The organism is Cedecea sp. Ae19-4 (genome assembly GCF_059801165.1).
Window position 1 is genome coordinate 155436 of record NZ_JBCHWG010000003.1, and the last position, 16705, is coordinate 172140.

12 protein-coding genes and 1 other RNA gene are annotated in these 16705 nt (G+C 43.9%); 9 read left to right on the plus strand and 4 right to left on the minus strand.

The features are described 5' to 3' along the window. The first annotated feature begins 44 nt into the window (after positions 1–44). From AAIE02_RS18675 to AAIE02_RS18700, 6 genes are all read left to right on the plus strand, one after another. A complete protein-coding gene (locus AAIE02_RS18675; protein WP_498533024.1) occupies positions 45–1451 on the plus strand; it encodes a TolC family outer membrane protein in 1407 nt (468 codons plus the stop codon). Next, positions 1448–3655 (plus strand): type I secretion system permease/ATPase, encoded by a 2208-nt coding sequence (locus AAIE02_RS18680; protein WP_498533025.1) that lies wholly within the window; start codon positions 1448–1450, stop codon positions 3653–3655. Before AAIE02_RS18675 ends, AAIE02_RS18680 begins: the two co-directional genes overlap by 4 nt. Before the next feature lie 7 nt (positions 3656–3662). After that, a complete protein-coding gene (locus tag AAIE02_RS18685; RefSeq protein WP_166869139.1) occupies positions 3663–4826 on the plus strand; it encodes an HlyD family type I secretion periplasmic adaptor subunit in 1164 nt (387 codons plus the stop codon). A gap of 117 nt (positions 4827–4943) precedes the next feature. Next, positions 4944–5307: a transfer-messenger RNA gene (gene ssrA / locus AAIE02_RS18690) on the plus strand. Positions 5308–5472: 165 nt separating this feature from the next. Next, positions 5473–6702: an integrase domain-containing protein gene (locus AAIE02_RS18695; protein WP_005130445.1), complete on the plus strand. Its 1230-nt coding sequence runs from the start codon at positions 5473–5475 to the stop codon at positions 6700–6702. Positions 6703–6741: 39 nt separating this feature from the next. Further along, positions 6742–7158 (plus strand): hypothetical protein, encoded by a 417-nt coding sequence (locus tag AAIE02_RS18700; RefSeq protein ID WP_498533026.1) that lies wholly within the window; start codon positions 6742–6744, stop codon positions 7156–7158. 90 nt (positions 7159–7248) lie between these two features. On the opposite strand, the gene AAIE02_RS18705 is transcribed toward AAIE02_RS18700, so the two are convergent. The 4 genes from AAIE02_RS18705 to AAIE02_RS18720 all read right to left on the minus strand — a co-directional run bounded on the left by AAIE02_RS18705 (position 7249) and on the right by AAIE02_RS18720 (position 13890). Then, entirely contained in the window at positions 7249–8994 is a 1746-nt protein-coding gene (locus tag AAIE02_RS18705) for a response regulator receiver domain (RefSeq protein ID WP_134769151.1), read from the minus strand. 1 nt (position 8995) lies between these two features. Then, positions 8996–11986, minus strand: a complete 2991-nt coding sequence (locus AAIE02_RS18710) for an ATP-binding protein (protein ID WP_134769150.1) — start codon at positions 11984–11986, stop codon at positions 8996–8998. Then, entirely contained in the window at positions 11967–13127 is a 1161-nt protein-coding gene (locus tag AAIE02_RS18715; protein WP_455311230.1) for a DNA cytosine methyltransferase, read from the minus strand. The genes AAIE02_RS18710 and AAIE02_RS18715 overlap by 20 nt, the downstream gene beginning before the upstream one ends. A 136-nt stretch (positions 13128–13263) precedes the next feature. Continuing rightward, positions 13264–13890 (minus strand): hypothetical protein, encoded by a 627-nt coding sequence (locus tag AAIE02_RS18720; RefSeq protein ID WP_455311167.1) that lies wholly within the window; start codon positions 13888–13890, stop codon positions 13264–13266. Between the two features lie 109 nt (positions 13891–13999). Here AAIE02_RS18720 and AAIE02_RS18725 point away from each other — a divergent pair, with 109 nt between their 5' ends. From AAIE02_RS18725 to AAIE02_RS18735, 3 genes are all read left to right on the plus strand, one after another. Continuing rightward, positions 14000–14587 carry a hypothetical protein gene (locus AAIE02_RS18725; RefSeq protein WP_099705492.1) on the plus strand — a complete coding sequence of 196 codons (588 nt, stop codon included), beginning with the start codon at positions 14000–14002 and terminating at the stop codon, positions 14585–14587. Between the two features lie 196 nt (positions 14588–14783). After that, on the plus strand, positions 14784–15167 hold the full coding sequence (locus tag AAIE02_RS18730; RefSeq protein ID WP_001624489.1) for a hypothetical protein: 384 nt from the start codon (positions 14784–14786) through the stop codon (positions 15165–15167). 8 nt (positions 15168–15175) lie between these two features. Continuing rightward, positions 15176–16366: a relaxase/mobilization nuclease domain-containing protein gene (locus tag AAIE02_RS18735; protein WP_498533027.1), complete on the plus strand. Its 1191-nt coding sequence runs from the start codon at positions 15176–15178 to the stop codon at positions 16364–16366. The last annotated feature ends 339 nt before the right edge of the window (positions 16367–16705 follow it).

The window sequence follows — 16705 nt, forward strand, 5'->3', positions numbered from 1 at the left end:
GGGGAATAAGACAAAAACGCAGTGCCATTTATTAGGGAAAAAATATGGGAAAATTACAGCCTGTTGCGTTATGGCTGGCTTACGGTCTGTTTTCACTCCAGGCCTCGGCCGACGACACGCCTGTTTCTATTACGACTCAGGGTCTGGCTCAACAACAAGAGCTGCCCTCACTCGACGGCCCAACCGCCCTCCCGCTCAATGCCCCTGCGCCCGGAATCTTAACGCTTAACGACGCGGTCAACCGCTCTGTGACCTGGCACCCCAGTATTCGTGAAGCTATAGGCAAACTTTACGGCCAGTCCGAACAGATCAACGTCGCCAAATCTAAGTACTACCCGCAGATCAGCGCCGGGATGAACAACGGCTACACCAATACTTACACCAACAGCGGCTACAGCCCGTCGCTGGTGCTTTCTCTGTCCCAGATGCTCTATGACTTCGGCAAAGTCGCAAGCCAGGTCCGCGCGGAAACCGCAGGGGAAGCCCAGGCCCAGGCCAACGTGCTGGTGAGCATTGACACCGTCGGGCACGACACCGCCTCGGCGATGGTGCAGGTGCAGCTCTGGCAGCAAATGGTCGACATCGCCAAAGAACAGCTGGACGCGCTGACCGCCATTGGCCGCCTGACTCAGGAGCGGAACGACCAGGGCGCAACCTCGATGTCCGACGTGGTGCAAACCGACGCGCGTATCGAATCCGCCCGCTCGCAGCTGATCCAGTACGAATCCAACCTCGACAGCACCCAGGCGACGCTGATGAGTCAGCTTGGCTGGACCAGCCTCAACAAAGTCAGCCCTGATTTTCCGCAGAAGCTGAATAACAGCTGTAACGTGGCGAAGCCGGACGACCGCCTGGTGCCCGCTGTCCTTGCCGCCTGGGCGCAGGCCAACGTGGCGCAGGCTAACCTCGACTACGCCAACTCGCAGATGACGCCGACCATCTCGCTGGAGCCGTCCGTGCAGCACTACCTGAACAACAACTATTCCGGCAGCGAAGTACTGAACCGCACGCAATACTCGGCGTATATCCGCGTCGAAATGCCGATTTACCAGGGCGGTGGCCTGACGGCACGCCGCAACGCCGCCAGCCATGCGCTGGAAGCGGCGCAGTCCGGTATAGACCGGGTTCGCCTGGACGTGCGCCAGAAGCTGCTGGAATCCCGCAGCCAGGCCATTAGCCTCGCCACCGCGCTCCAGGTGCTGCAGCGTCAGGAACAGCTGAGCGCCCGCACCCGCGAGCTGTACCAACAGCAGTATCTCGACCTGGGCTCCCGCCCGCTGCTGGACGTGCTCAACGCCGAGCAGGAAGTCTTCCAGGCGCGCTTCGCCCAACAACAAACGCTGAGCCAGCTCCATCAACTGCAGCTTAACTGCCTGTATAACACCGGCAAATTACGCACCGCATTTGGTCTGGAACACCGCAACATCCAGTCCCTGGAGATTCAGCCATGAGCCAGACAGCCTCTCCCAATGAGGAGTTTTTAAGCGAACAGGCCCTGACCCAATGGGCCCACGCCATCAGTCACGTCGCCGGGCACTACCGCGTGGTTTGCTCCCCCGGCACCATTCAGGCCAACGCCCCATGGTTCAAAGACAAAACTAAAGTCGCCGCGCTGACCCAGCTTTCGCGCCAGGCCGGGCTCTCTTTCCATATGCTCGGCAACACCGAAAAAGCGATATCCCAGTGGCGGCTGCCGGTGGTGGTGGACTTAGCCAACGGCCAGATCGCGGTGATCGAGCAGTTTGACGGCGAAGACACCGTGGATATTTGCTACTTCGACGACGAACGCCACACCAACCGCCAGTCGCTCAGCAAGCTGCTGCCGGAGATCCGCTTTGTGGCCGCCCTGCGCCCGCTCTCGGCGCTGAAAGACAGCCGAGTCGACGCCTATATCTCACGCTTCAGCCCGGACTGGATGAAAGAGCTGATCATGCTGGACATTCGCCCTTACGGCCCGGTAATGCTGGCGGCCTTCTGGGTGAACGTGCTGTCGCTGGCCGGGATCCTGTTCTCGATGCAGGTATACGACCGGGTGATCCCGGCTCAGTCATACCCGACGCTCTACGTGCTGGCAACCGGGGTGCTGATCGCCGTGGTGTTCGGCTTCATTCTGAAAGTCACACGCAGCAACATCATGGACGTGCTGGGCAAGCGGGCCGATATGCGTATTTCGGATCGCGTCTTTAGCCACGCCCTGAGGCTGCGCAACAGCGCCGTGCCCCGCTCCACCGGCAGCTTTATTTCTCAGCTGCGCGAGCTGGAGCAAATCCGCGAGATGATCACTTCCTCGACCATCTCGACGATCGTCGATCTGCCGTTCTTTATCTTGTTTGTTGGGGTGCTGGCGATCATCGCCCCGCAGCTGGCGTGGATCGCTCCGGTCGCCGCCATCGTGATGGTGCTGCCTGGCCTGCTGCTGCAGAAAAAGCTCGCCACGCTGGCCAACCAGGCCGCCCACGAATCCACCCTGCGCAACGCCGTGCTGGTGGAAAGCGTGCAGGGGCTGGAGGACATCAAGCTGATGCAGGCGGAAAACCGCTTCCTCCAGCAGTGGAACAGCTACATCCGCATTACCGCCGAGTCTGGCCTGAAAACCCGCGAACTGACCCAGGGCTTAATCAGCTGGGGGATCACCATCCAGAGCCTGGTGTTTGTGGTGGTGGTGCTGTTCGGTGCCCCGCTGGTGATTGAAGGTGAAATGACCACCGGGGCCATGGTCGCCGCCTCCATGCTGGCCTCAAGGATGATTGCCCCGATGGCCAACCTGTGCGGCGTGCTCGCCCGCTGGCAGCAGGTCAAAGCCGCCAAACAGGGGCTGGACAGCATCATGCAGCTGCCGGTGGAAACCCAGCGCGATGAAAACCTCATCCACAAGGACATCCTCCACGGCCACTACCTGTTTGAAAGCGCCCAGTTCAAATACCACAGCGAAGATCCGCGCATTCCGCTGCGCATTGCCCGCCTTGAGATCCAGCGCGGCGAGCGCATTGCCGTGCTCGGGCGCAACGGCGCGGGGAAATCCACGCTGCTGCAGGCGCTTGCCGGTGGGGTCGATCTCGCCAGCGGCGAAGCCCGGCTCGACGATCTCGCGATGTCGCAAATCGACATGGCAGATCTGCGCCGCAACATCGGCTTCCTGAGCCAGAACGCGCGGCTGTTCTACGGCACGCTGCGGGAAAACCTCACCCTCGGTGCCCCGCACGCCAGCGACGAGGCTATCTTCGAGGCGCTGGACGTGAGCGGCGCGAGCAACTTCGTGAAGCACCTGCCCAAAGGCCTGGATCACCCGATCATGGAAGGCGGCAGCGGGCTTTCCGGCGGGCAGCGTCAGTCGATCCTGCTGGCGCGCATGCTGCTGCGCTCGCCCAACATCGTGCTGCTCGATGAGCCCACCGCCTCGCTGGACGACCATACCGAACGGGAATTTATTCAGCGGCTGAATCAGTGGCTCGGCCACCGCACGCTGGTCGTCGCCACCCACCGCGTGCCGGTGCTCGAACTGGTCGAACGCGTGCTGGTGCTGAAAGACGGCCAGCTTGTAATGGATGCACCGAAGGCGCAGGCGCTCGGCGCCGCAAGACCGGTACAGGCTCAGGCCCCGGCCGCCGGCCAGACACCACCGCGGGAGTGGAACAATGAAAACCAGTCAGCATGACGTCACCATGGATGACCCGGACATCCAGCGCGAAAGCGAATTCTCCGGGGCGAGCCGTATTATCCTGCTCATCACGCTGCTGTTTGTTCTGTTCGGCGTCTGGGCGTGGTTCGGCACGCTGGACGAAGTCTCCACCGGCACCGGAAAAGTAGTGCCGAGTTCCCGCGAGCAGATTTTGCAGTCGCTGGACGGCGGGATAGTCACAGAGCTGCTGGTGCACGAGGGCGACAAAGTGCAGGCCGGGCAAATTGTCGCCCGCCTCGACCCGACCCGCTCCGAATCCAACGTCGGCGAAAGCACGGCTCGCTACCGCGCCTCTCTGGCTTCCAGCGCCCGGCTTTACGCGGAAGTGAACGACCAGCCGCTGAAGTTCCCGGACTCGCTCAAAGCATTCCCGGACCTCCTCGCCTCCGAAACCCGGCTGTATAAAACCCGCCGGGCACAGCTGAATGACTCCGAAGCCGAGCTGCGGGACGCGCTGACGTCGGTCAACAAGGAACTGGATATCACCCAGCGGCTGGTAAAAAGCGGCGCGGCGAGCCACGTGGAAGTACTGCGCCTGCAGCGGCAGAAAAGCGACCTGGGCCTGAGGATCACCGACCTGCGCTCGCAGTATTACGTGCAGGCGCGCGAGGCGCTGTCGAAGGCCAATGCCGAAGTGGACATGCTGGACGCCATCATCAAAGGCCGTGAGGATTCGGTGAACCGCATGACCGTGCGCTCCCCGGTGCGCGGCATCGTGAAGAACATTCAGGTGACCACCATCGGCGGCGTTATTCCGCCGAACGGCGAAATGATGGAGATTGTGCCGGTGGACGATCACCTGCTGATTGAGGCCCGACTCTCCCCTCGCGACATCGCCTTTATCCACCCCGGCCAGCGCGCGCTGGTGAAAATTACCGCCTACGATTACGCTATTTACGGCGGGCTGGAAGGCACCGTGGAAACCATCTCCCCGGACACCATTCAGGACAAAGTGAAGCCGGAAATCGTCTACTACCGGGTGTTTATCCGCACCAACCAGGACTACCTGGTGAACAAAGTCGGCCACCATTTCTCCATCTCACCGGGGATGGTGGCGACCGTGGACATTAAAACCGGGCAGAAAACCATTGTTGAATACCTGATCAAGCCGTTCAACCGCGCCCGCGAGGCGCTGCGCGAACGTTAATTAACCATCTATCCCGCTGGTGCTGAAGGAATTTTGTACGATTAGCACTCAGCGGGGTTTCTCTTTAGACGGCTGGTCACGCGCGTAATAAATCTGTTATACTCGCCGGTACACATTGGGGCTGATTCTGGATTCGACGGGATTTGCGAAACCCAAGGTGCATGCCGAGGGGCGGTTGGCCTCGTAAAAAGCCGCAAAAAAATAGTCGCAAACGACGAAAACTACGCTTTAGCAGCTTAATAACCTGCTCTGAGCCCTCTCTCCCTAGCTTCCGCTCTTAAGACGGGGATCAAAGAGAGGTCAAACCCAAAAGAGATCGTGTGGATGCCTTGCCTGGGGTTGAAGCATTAAAACTAATCAGGATAGTCTGGTAATGGCGTGTCTGTCCGCAGTTGCCCGGCGAATGTAAAGACTGACTAAGCATGTAGTACCGAGGATGTAGAAATTTCGGACGCGGGTTCAACTCCCGCCAGCTCCACCAATTTTTAGTTGTTTAAAGTACAATGAAGTCTACTAAGCCCGCATGGAACCAGCCTTGCGGGCTTTTTTACGTCTATTGTAGTCTAGTGAGAATTGCTGAGAACTATCACTTATGGCACCCTGAATGGGACCCACAACGAAGGGTCCAAAAACCGAGGGTCCCAAAATGGCAAAAATCGCTAAGAAGCTCACTGACACTGAAATCAAAAGCACCAAGCCAGCCGACAAAGAAATCAACTTGTTTGACGGTGATGGTTTGATCCTACGAATCGCTCCCCTCTCGAAAGGAGGGAAGAAGAATTGGTATTTCAGGTATGCTGTGCCGGTGAGTAAGAAAAGAACCAAAATGAGCCTTGGGACCTACCCTCACCTCACACTAGCAAGAGCAAGAGCCTTACGAGATGAATATCTTTCCTTGCTTGCCAATGGCATTGATCCTCAAGTCCATAACAACAATAAAGCTAATGCCTTAAAGAATGCTACTGAACACACTCTCCAAACCGTGGCAAGGAAATGGTTAGATGAGAAGGTAAAGACCTCTGGTATCTCACAAGACCATGCAGAAGACATCTGGCGAAGTCTAGAGAGAAATATCTTTCCCGGCTTAGGTCATGTTCCTGTCAATGAGATCCGCCCCAAACTCTTAAAGCAACATCTTGATCCTATTGAGCAACGAGGAGTCCTCGAAACTTTACGGCGAATCATTTCCCGATTAAATGAAATTTTCCGTTATGCAGCTACTGAGGAACTTATCGAATTCAATCCGGCTGACAACCTTGGGCAACGGTTCAGTAAGCCTAAAAAACAGAATATGCCAGCATTACCCCCTTCCGAACTCCCCCGCTTCCTGGTTGTTCTAACCAATGCTTCTATCCGTTTAGAAACAAGGCTACTGATTGAGTGGCAACTTCTCACATGGGTTCGCCCTGGTGAAGCGGTTCGTGCGAGATGGGTTGATATAGATACTGACAACTCAATGTGGAACATCCCTGCTGAGTTTATGAAAATGAAGAAGCCTCACAAAGTTCCACTAAGCAAAGAAGCTTTGCGAGTCTTGGATTCAATGAAAGCGATAAGTGGACATCGTGAATGGGTGTTTCCAAGCATAAAGGCTCCACTCAATCACATGCATGAACAAACAGCTAATGCAGCCATAATCCGTATGGGCTTCGGAGGTGAGCTTGTAGCTCATGGAATGAGATCTATTGCACGAACGGCCGCAGAGGAGTCCGGTAAGTTCAGAACAGATGTCCTCGAAGCTGCTCTTGCACACTCAAAGAAGGATGAAATAATTGCCGCTTATAATCGTGCAGAATACTTAAAAGAGAGATATATACTAATGCAGTGGTGGAGTGATTATATTCAAACTCAAAGATTTAAATCTATTGCAGCCTAAGTCGCCCTACCATTTATATCATAATGGAGATAAATTAATATGGAAACAATATTTAAGATTTTTGAGAAATTCAGTTCCAGGCCACTTTATTATATATTTTTTGGCCTATCAGCATGTGAGTTTTTCCAAGACAAATCAGCTTTAAAAAATCCTAATATAGAAAATATATTATATCTTTTATCTGCAATGTTAATGGTTGCCTTTTTAACATGGGGATTTGAATGGCTTATATTTAGGTTCAATGTCACACTGGAACCCCATGATCGAGGTGATATAGGCCCTACAATTGGAACGGCAGCATTAGCCATTTATTTAGTATATGCATTTCATTTTTTAAGTGAGCAGCCCGATGCTTTAAATCTCAGGTTACTGACTAACTCAGGATTTATCTATAGCACAGCCTTATTGCTATTTTCTCTTGAGTCAATGAAACTTAGGAGATTAAAGCAGAGATAAGAATTAAAATTCTGGAGGGTATTGGAAATAACTTGGTACTGTAAAAATGCCGATATGACTTCCCCCTATATCATATCGGCTATTCATGTGTTAAGGCATCATAGATACATAATCCACACCAATTCTAGAACTGTATTGCGATGCAATAGCTTGGTATCGTTCAGCATAACCGCTTCGAAGCTGGGATTTTAATTTCAGTTTAACAGGTACATTTTGTACGTTGTCATCCATGCTACTCAAGAATACCGCCGAGAGTATATTTTTTTCTTCCCCAGGAACAGATCGCCCATGATTTAAAACAACCATATAATCAACTACTGGTAAAGTTTTATCGCCTTCGAATATAGATAAATACTTTCTGGTGTTCTTATGGATCACATAAATATATTTGGATTGTTCTGCATTAGGTAATGCTTTGTTCTGGTTAGCATTGAAAAGTTCTAACACCTTAATTAAACGATGAGGACTTAATCTTTTATGGTGTGGATCATTACCCTGAGTAGGGACAAGATCGCAAGCAGCAGAAACACATAAATACCATTTTTCAGATTCAGTATCGAAGAAAATTGTACCTGTCGAAATATGTCCTTCTTCAAAGTTTTTAGAAGACAGATTCATGTTTAAAGCATGATACATCTCATTAAATGAGCTTGCATTTGCAGGTAAATTCATTTGTTTTGAACAATATTCTAACGATTTCGCTTCTCCACTGCTTTTAAAATCAGTTGTATAAGTTTCAAAAACATCATTAATGAAGCCTACTAAAGATTTATTTCCCTTCAATCTTTCATAAAGTTCTTCAGATAAATTACTAAAAACAAACTCAATATTTTTCCTTTTAATTTCGTCAGACGAGGAATTTAATATTTGATTCAACCATCCAGCCTGCCCATAACCATCATTAGCCAAATGGTTATTGAAAGAAAGTGCTTCTGCTTCAATAGTATTTTGAATCTCTGATTTGATGATTTGATAATAAGATGGGTTCCATTCAATTAATGATTCATTTAGTGTTTGCCAAATTCTCTCACCATCATTTTCATGGTCATCTTTATCCTTATGGAAAACACTGATAAATATGTTACCACTTTGAATCCATTTAATACCGGCAGTATCCCCTACAACCATACTTTTTGTATCATAATCTGGAATGACGGCATTTTCAGCGACTGAATATTCAGAAATCATCTTAGCAATAAAATTAATATCATTTTGCTCTGTAAGGGTTCCATCATTTCGTATTACTCTCTTAATGCGCTTACATAGGCAGTCATCTTGGATATATAGTACAGTTTCATCCCTCGTTAATGCCCTATCTCCTTTGTGAATTAAATCAGGTAAAATAATACTCTGCCAGTATTCAATTAAATCATCGTTTTCTGTTGCAAGTATTTTGTCATTACAATTTTCGATCCCTCTCAGAGAAGAAGTAATTTGCATCCAAACAGTTTTGAGTTCCTCTCTTGTATAAATAACAATCATATTCAAATGATCTGAATTTTTTAATTCTTTTAAAATTGTAATAGTTTTATCTGGTGCATTGTTATCTAAATGATAGTCCATTATAACCAAATCTGACTTACGGATGCGGTCAACATCAAAGTTTACCGAACCGTTATCAATATCACAGATCATATTCTTGGCTTGAAAATATTCTTCGAGAGTAGCAGCACGCTTTGAGGAATCAATTTTTGCTGGGTCTAGTTTCATCTCACTGTTAAGTGCTTTAATAGAGTCAGAATAAGTAATAAAATCGTCATCTATCATTACGACTGAACGAATAGCATTATCACAAAAAGTTTTCTGCACAAGGGAATTATAAGTTGTTATAGCCATGTTATGACTCCACTCCATTGAACTTAATTACGAAATTAGCACCATCTTTAATTAAATAGTCATCTTCAACATTTGGGTCAGAGTACCAAATCTTGTGGTGTGCTACAGCTAAATTCTCCCTGCATAAATAAAGCCCAACACCATGACCATTAGCTCTTTTGCTATAAAATAATTCAAATAAACGAGGGATATCATCTGGATCTATCGCAGGACCCGTATTTGCTATTATAACCAAAGAATTAACGAAATCTATTTTGATAAGACGATTATCGGACAAACTAACCCAATACATTGCATTATTTATGATATTAGTGAAAACTGGGTATATTCGTGAAGGTATATCATTGATAGATATGTTTTTGAAATCATCACCGAATTCAATGGTAATACGTTGTCTTTCAAAACGGTCACCAAAAAATTTCAGGATATAATCCATTATATTTTTCCCGGTAATTTTTTGCCTTGACTGATATCCAGATATTTTCAAAGGTGATAAAAATCTTATTTGTTGTGTTAATGATCTATGTGCGTTCAGTGCTAATGTGAAACCGGGATGTTCCTTCGCGGTTGAAGGCAAAGAATTCAGTCCTCGTGTAACCATAGAGTCCATTTCTTCAAGCTCGTGTGAGAGTATTTCGACACTGATACCTAACTGAGCCAGAGCATTTAGACTCTTAGCTTTATCCTCAAAATACTCTCTCTCTTCTTCTGATAGCGAAAAAGCAGAGTCTAAATTTACTCCTTCAAATAACCTTTCCAATCCTTTATTTATTGATTGATATTTGAATGTTAGTGAGTCAATTGTTTCAATATAAATACTATCGAGTAAATTTAAAACATTCTCGATCTCAGTATTATTGTTAATTGAGTCAACTATTGATATAGCTTTAGAGTAATATATAGCTCTATCACTTTTAATTTCTTCTCCCCATTTTTTTAAGAGAGCATTTGTTTTTTCATCAATGTTATTACTAAACTTTGTTAATCTGGCATTTATGATCCCTTGATTTTTATCAAGATGATTTTTACCTACTAACGAAGGTTCTAACTTATTTAATTCAGAATCTAATTTATTAACTATTAATTTCATCTCTAATATATACGCAGAGAATTCATTGTATTTATCACGATAATTTCTATATCTCTCCTCATATACACCAATTTTAGGTGGCTTAGTTGGAGTTTTTATTTCTGTTCTCAATGATTCTAAATTAGCAAGGTCAGCATCTATTTCTTTTATATAATTATAATCATGCTTGTTTTGATTACTATCTAATTTAGTCTTCAATTTTTTTACAGCTTCAAGCGAAGCATCTAAAACGGGAGTTTGCGTTTTTAGTGCCTCAGAGAAACTCTTTTGTGTAGATTTACGAGCTTGTTGCTGTGCTGATTTTCGTAATTCCTTTTCACGTTTAACTTGCTCAAGAAGTTCTTTACGATCTTCGGAATTTCTACCAAAAAATCTATCCGCTAATGATGTTAATAAATCTGAAACTAATGTTTTCAATTCTCTAGCAGCTTGGTTTCGAATGAAGCCTTCCCTTCCAGATTTATCCTTTAGTTCTTTATTATTTGATTGTGTGATACTGATAAATCCGAAAATTCTTCGGTTAGACCAATAGTACCGCCCAGCATTCCATGAACGTCTTTCCTCGATCTGGAAGAAATCATTATCTACTCGTCCATATGGCAACACTCTTAAATTATCCCGAAACACCATAAGCCCAGCATATTTTTTTGCCTTGAGGTCAAAGTGTGTATGCTCTCGCTCGGTGTGCGAGGTATTTTGCGGCAGAAATTCTAATGTCCCAATTTGAATTTCAAATGGTCCGACTCCAGAATCAGAATTAACACTTATGCTGGCAGGAATAACTACTTCGCCCTTATCCTCACCAAAAGCTTTTACGCGACCTCTAAACCAACCTTTCTCATCAACATAGCCTACAACAGTGTGCTCTAAAGCATCAAAATCGCTTTTACTAAATACATCCGATTGCTTTAATATTTGACGATGGTAACCATTGGCCTTAACTGTATATATCTCATAAGAAAATGATAGATCCTCTAAAATATAAGGATTTACAAATGCCCTTAAAGTGTCAACCAAGCTTTGTTCAACATCAGATAACTCTGCATTATCCTTAGCTAAATCCCCTGCATTGGTTAATAATGACAAATCTCGTCCAAGCTCCAATAAAAAGAGAGCGGTACCATGTTTACCACCGTCTATCTTTTCAACTTTGATTAAGATTTCTTCCCAAGGAACGAAGACACTAGGATCAATTTTAAATTGATCACAAAAATTAATTATTTTATCTTGAGTAGTAATAAAGTCACTTTTTTCATTTACAGCTTTCTCGTCTTCTGAGAATTTTTCCCAAGCTGCTTTTGTGAGAAGATGATTAAAATGACGAACTTCATCTTCATCTTCATCTTCATCTTTGCTGGGAAAGGATACATTCTTCTTAAGTTCAATGAGCAAACCAGATAAAACATCAGAGAGAGAATCTATTTTTTCAAACTCTCTGAATGGAACAGTGACATCGTCAAATGAGAGATACGGGTTTTCGAAAAGCCTCCAATCAATTAGTAAGGCAACATAATTATTATCTATTTTCTTAGTAACAAGAAAAGTTACGGGAGATAGAAAAGCAGCAGATAATCGCCCAATCCCTTTTTCTCCTTGAGTTTTTCGGATACCTAATCCGAACCGCTCATTTTCTTCTAATGTGTTCTTTCTCGTTTTTGATTCGGTGCCAACAACAAGCCAATTATCAATAATTTGTTGCAAGGACATTCCGCAACCGTTATCTATAAGGGCTCCGCAAGGGTAATCGCCATCTATTGTGTATAATGCCACATCTCTTGCATAAGCATCATATGCATTTTTCCAAAGCTCGCTTACAGCAGTTGGGCAATCTGCAATCTGCCCCTTACCGAGATGTTCAATTGTCCTTGCTCTCGCTTTGAAGCTAAGAGATCTCATCTGCATTTTTATCATCCCTTTGAGAGTTATTGATTATTATTTCAACACAAGATTTCAGAAGAATTTTCCCCAGATTTACAGGAACAGCATTTCCCACCTGTTTCCCTTGGCTAATGATGCCTCCAGAAAAAATGTAATCATCGGGGAATGTTTGAAATCTAGCCGCCTGCCTTACAGTAATTCCATGGTTATCCCACGGATGTAGGAAACGGCCCTTTGAAGGATTAAAACAACCAGTCGTTATTGTTGGGCCAGGTAATGATAGCCTTATCCGGCCATAAACATCTTTATGACCAACATAGCCATTCGAATGACAAGGCAATCTAAAATCAACATCTTCCCGACTGCCATTAATTGGTGTCAAACTAAATCTTTCAATCATATAATCAGCATGATTCATATGAATATTATTTGGATCACTTTTATTTTCTTTAAGCGTATTTTTAAATTTTAATTTCTGTGCGACATCTTGCCCTAAAACAGCAGTGATTTTTTCAATAATAGAAGGTGTAGGTTTTTCAAAGATTTCAGAAGCATTAACCCAATAAGGTTTTTTATCTTTGAAATGAGTTGGGGAAGGTGGCCAATCACCTTCGCTGATAGAAATATCATCTCTGAGACCTAAGATAAATACCCGGTTTCTGTTTTGAGGAACTCCATAATCTTTTGCATTCAACTTTAATGGACCCAAGATATTATATCCACTATTAGCGGCAAGCCTTTTAAAGTTGTTTAAATAGTCTTTATGTTTTTCCCAAAGCAAACCTGGCACATTTTCAACAAGAAACATCTTAGGCTGAAAAATTTTAACAAAATCATAATAGCGAATAAGTAATTCGTTTCTTGGATCATTAACACCAGCATTTTTTATTCTATGTGATGAAAAACCTTGGCAAGGTGGTCCACCAATGATTAGATCCAACTCTTTTTCTTTCAGTTGTAAGCTATCCATTAACTCATCAGGTGAAATAGTCATAATATCTTTGTTTAGTAATTTTATGCTATTTTCTCTTTTATGAATTAAATTTTTGCTGTACGTATCACAAGCATCTTTATCAAGTTCTATTGCAGCTAAAATTTCAATACCCAGATCCAGAGCGGCTAACGAAAAGCCTCCCGCACCTGAAAAAAGATCTATGGCCTTGATTTTGTTCAATTTATCCTTCACTCTTATAAACAATCGTGTTCTTACAACTAATTTTACAGTAACCGGGCAGTTATCACAATCCAAAGGTAACATCAAGACAATGATTGCTTGAACAGTTATAGGATATGAGTAAGTTTCATTGTGTTATTGGGCTAAAGAAATATATATCATTGATTGAAAATTGACAAAATAAAGCTTTTTGCAAAAACATAATGTTATTTACATTCGAAAACTCAGATACTTCATCAAGATAACAAAGGTATAATTTAAAAATATTCAATACTTCAGAAATTGTCATCAAGTTGTGAAATATAATATACTGAATTAATATAAATGCTTTCTTAACATCTAATAGCTTCAAATAGTTTAACGTAGTTTGACAACGAACTAACTGATCAGTTTCGCGTTGAACCTTATTTATCATACCGATAGTAAATGACATTGCACAAAGTTCCTTAAAATAATCTTCGCTTATGCTGTTATACTCAGGTGATATAACAACTGATAAATCCCGGCCATCAAACTCTAAATATAGATCGCTAATATCTAATTCTTTTTTATACGCAACTATATCTTTTAACACCTCATTATTGTTATAAAATAAACCGTTTCTCTCAATATAACAACTCGATATGAATATGTTATTTAGAGAGTTATAGTGCAGGTCATTGTCTTCATCTATATATATTTTAGGGAATGCAAATTCTTTTTTGCTTTTTTTGCATAAATGATTAATCTTAGCCTTTATGTTTTCCTCGCTCATATATTATCCTTTTAGTAAATCTAATAATATATAAATTCCATTTGTCAATAGCTTTGCGGGATGTTATTATAAGAATTACAGGTGCGATTTTTTGTCAAGAGATATCATCATGTCAAATCAACGATTTTATATTGTTAGAATTTGCGTCCCAGAGTCCTTAGTTTTTATATCTCCATATCTAAAAAAAGAGTTGTTAGTTCAGTCGGAATGTCCCAAAAATCATTTCCCAATCTTTATTATCATTGATAGGGAAAAAGTTGAAAAGAATATTGCTTGCTTCACATTTGAGTATGCAAAAAAGGAAATAAATCGTTTAACTCAAAAATACCCTGAACTAGAATCGTACTCTTCCCAAAAGATTAGCTCTCCATTAGGCATTAAGAAAGATAAAATTAGCAAAACCCTTAAAATCTTCTTGGTACTTAATAAAGAGAAAATAAATGACTATAACAACACCGAGACCAAGACTCTACTTGATTCATGTTTATATGATCTCTGCGATTTGTTAACTAAAGAGTATTCAGTGTATACATATCAAAGCACTGAGGTGCAATATATTACAAATACTATTGATAGTTTAAAGAAACAAATGAAAATGGAATCTATATCTGAAGAAAAAAGTAGGCTCACAGATTATCTCCCTCCCGAAAATGAATTTGTAAAAAACAATGCAAATAAATTTTGTTCTAAGAAGTAATTTTATTCCCAAGCAAGGGCTAACTCATCGAAGCTCCGCTTCTTTGAGTTCCCTTGTTTTTCGCCCTTCGGTTGAAAAAGAAAGTCAAAGTCTAACCTAACTCATTGACATGAATTGCATTTCCACTATAAAAATATAATGTGTTGCAAAGGAATTGCTCACTTTAAAGCGAATAAACATATAAAAAGGAGTTTATATGGGTAAAATAATAACATTGTCGTATACAAATAATTTTAAACCTATTAACGATAATAAATCTCAATCATTGCGAATACACTGTGTAAGTGTACGATTAAATAAAGAAGAGTTAGAGCTTCTCAATGCAAGCCGTGGTGATAAACGCAAAGGTGAATGGCTTCGCATGGCATCACTTCAAAAGCTTCCTCCGACCATTCCTGCAATCAATTTAGAAGTTTGGCAATCATTGTCTGATATATCTCAAAAGCTAAACCGTCTAATAATCCACCTTGATACTAAAAGCAGTAATAGTGAACTGACGAAAACAGAGATCTTCGCTGTTAAAAAGCAGATTAAAGAGCTTCGCTCATGTCTTACAGGTTCTGATCCGTCCGTAAGGTAGTATTTCGCATGAAAGGAATGCAGAAGATTAAAAGGGGGAAATGCTTCGCAGGTGTTGTTCAATATGCATTGAAACCAGGAGCACACCACAAAAGTGATCCAGTCGTCATTGGCGGGAACATGTTAGGTGATTCAGCCCTTGAACTAATCGCTGAATTCGACAGCACCAAGCATCTTCGCCAGGATGTCGCAAAACCAGTTTGGCACAACTCGCTACGATTGCCTGACGGAGAAACATTATCGAATGACCAATGGGTAAACATAGCTGACGACTACATGAAGATGATGGGGTTCAGTGATACCCATCTCCGTTGCTATGTGCTTCATGACGATCCGGCTGGTCAGCACATACACATTATCGTCAGCAGAATCGACATGGCCGGTGGGAAGCTCTACTTAGGTAGGAACGAAAACCTCATCAGCACCCGGATCATCAGTGAACTTGAAATCACTCATAACCTGACAGTGACCAGGACAGCACCAAAGCAACCGAAGCAAAGAAAGGTTTCCCGCAATGAACAGATGCTTTCAGAACGGACTGGCCTTCCTTCCCCCAAAGAAGCTCTCCAACAGATACTTGATAAAAGTTTGGCAGATACACCTGACCTTTTAACCTTCACAAAACGACTGGAAGAAGCTGAAGTATCCTGGAAGGCCAATATTGCCTCTACTGGTAAAATGAACGGCTTTTCTTTCGAATACACAGGAATAGCTTTCAAAGCTTCGCAATTGGGTAAGAGCTACAGTTGGGCAAATCTTAGTAACCGACTCAACTGCAAGCCCGGCCACTTAGAAGTTCTGCGAAAGGGTATACAGACGAAGGAAGCTCTTCCTGCTTCTATGCCCGTACCTGCTCCTGCTCCTGCTCCTGCTCCTGCTCCTGCTCCTGCTCCTGCTCCTGCTCCTGCAAAAGATGTTGCAACAACGGATATTCCAAAGGAAAGCATAAGTGAAAAAATTTCCGAACTCGAACTGCGACTCAGAAAAGACGGACGAAACGAGATCGTTGAGAAGATTCTTCAAAAGAATGCAATACAACAGAAAAAGCATCTAAGGCTCAGTAGCTGGTTTCCCTTTTTACAACGGCTCATAGAGCTTCTCCGAAGCTACGGTAAGAGCATTCTTCACAAACCCCACCCTGGATTTTCAAAACTCTATGCAACCCGACTTCTACATAAAGAAAGGAAAATTCATTTATAGACAACAGCTTACAGCTTACCCCTGACAACAATATTATTTTTATTTAGTAGTAAATTTAGCATAAGTCAATAATAAATTGATCGTTATTACAGATCGATAATCTAGTTATGATAGCCATAACCTATCATGAGTCTTTTATCGATCGGTACAAGCAATTTTACTAAAGCGAGTCAGTCATCGAGAATCCCTACAAACAGCAGTAAATCTTCCACTCTGGGGTTGCTATGAAAAACGAAACAATTAAGTGCCCGTTCTGCTTTCAGGAGAGTCCGTTTGGTGTCCGTGTCTGCACTGGCTGTCATTCAACTATTAGATACGGAGCCTTTTCAGCCTGGTTAG

What these genes read in the sequence shown, in the direction of transcription:
- AAIE02_RS18720 (WP_455311167.1), bottom strand. Translation starts at nt 13,890, where the DNA reads ATGAGCGAGGAAAACATAAAGGCTAAGATTAATCATTTATGCAAAAAA.
- AAIE02_RS18710 (WP_134769150.1), bottom strand. Translation starts at nt 11,986, where the DNA reads ATGCAGATGAGATCTCTTAGCTTCAAAGCGAGAGCAAGGACAATTGAA.
- AAIE02_RS18725 (WP_099705492.1), top strand. Translation starts at nt 14,000, where the DNA reads ATGTCAAATCAACGATTTTATATTGTTAGAATTTGCGTCCCAGAGTCC.
- AAIE02_RS18675 (WP_498533024.1), top strand. Translation starts at nt 45, where the DNA reads ATGGGAAAATTACAGCCTGTTGCGTTATGGCTGGCTTACGGTCTGTTT.
- AAIE02_RS18705 (WP_134769151.1), bottom strand. Translation starts at nt 8,994, where the DNA reads ATGGCTATAACAACTTATAATTCCCTTGTGCAGAAAACTTTTTGTGAT.
- AAIE02_RS18730 (WP_001624489.1), top strand. Translation starts at nt 14,784, where the DNA reads ATGGGTAAAATAATAACATTGTCGTATACAAATAATTTTAAACCTATT.
- AAIE02_RS18680 (WP_498533025.1), top strand. Translation starts at nt 1,448, where the DNA reads ATGAGCCAGACAGCCTCTCCCAATGAGGAGTTTTTAAGCGAACAGGCC.
- AAIE02_RS18695 (WP_005130445.1), top strand. Translation starts at nt 5,473, where the DNA reads ATGGCAAAAATCGCTAAGAAGCTCACTGACACTGAAATCAAAAGCACC.
- AAIE02_RS18685 (WP_166869139.1), top strand. Translation starts at nt 3,663, where the DNA reads ATGGATGACCCGGACATCCAGCGCGAAAGCGAATTCTCCGGGGCGAGC.
- AAIE02_RS18735 (WP_498533027.1), top strand. Translation starts at nt 15,176, where the DNA reads ATGAAAGGAATGCAGAAGATTAAAAGGGGGAAATGCTTCGCAGGTGTT.
- AAIE02_RS18700 (WP_498533026.1), top strand. Translation starts at nt 6,742, where the DNA reads ATGGAAACAATATTTAAGATTTTTGAGAAATTCAGTTCCAGGCCACTT.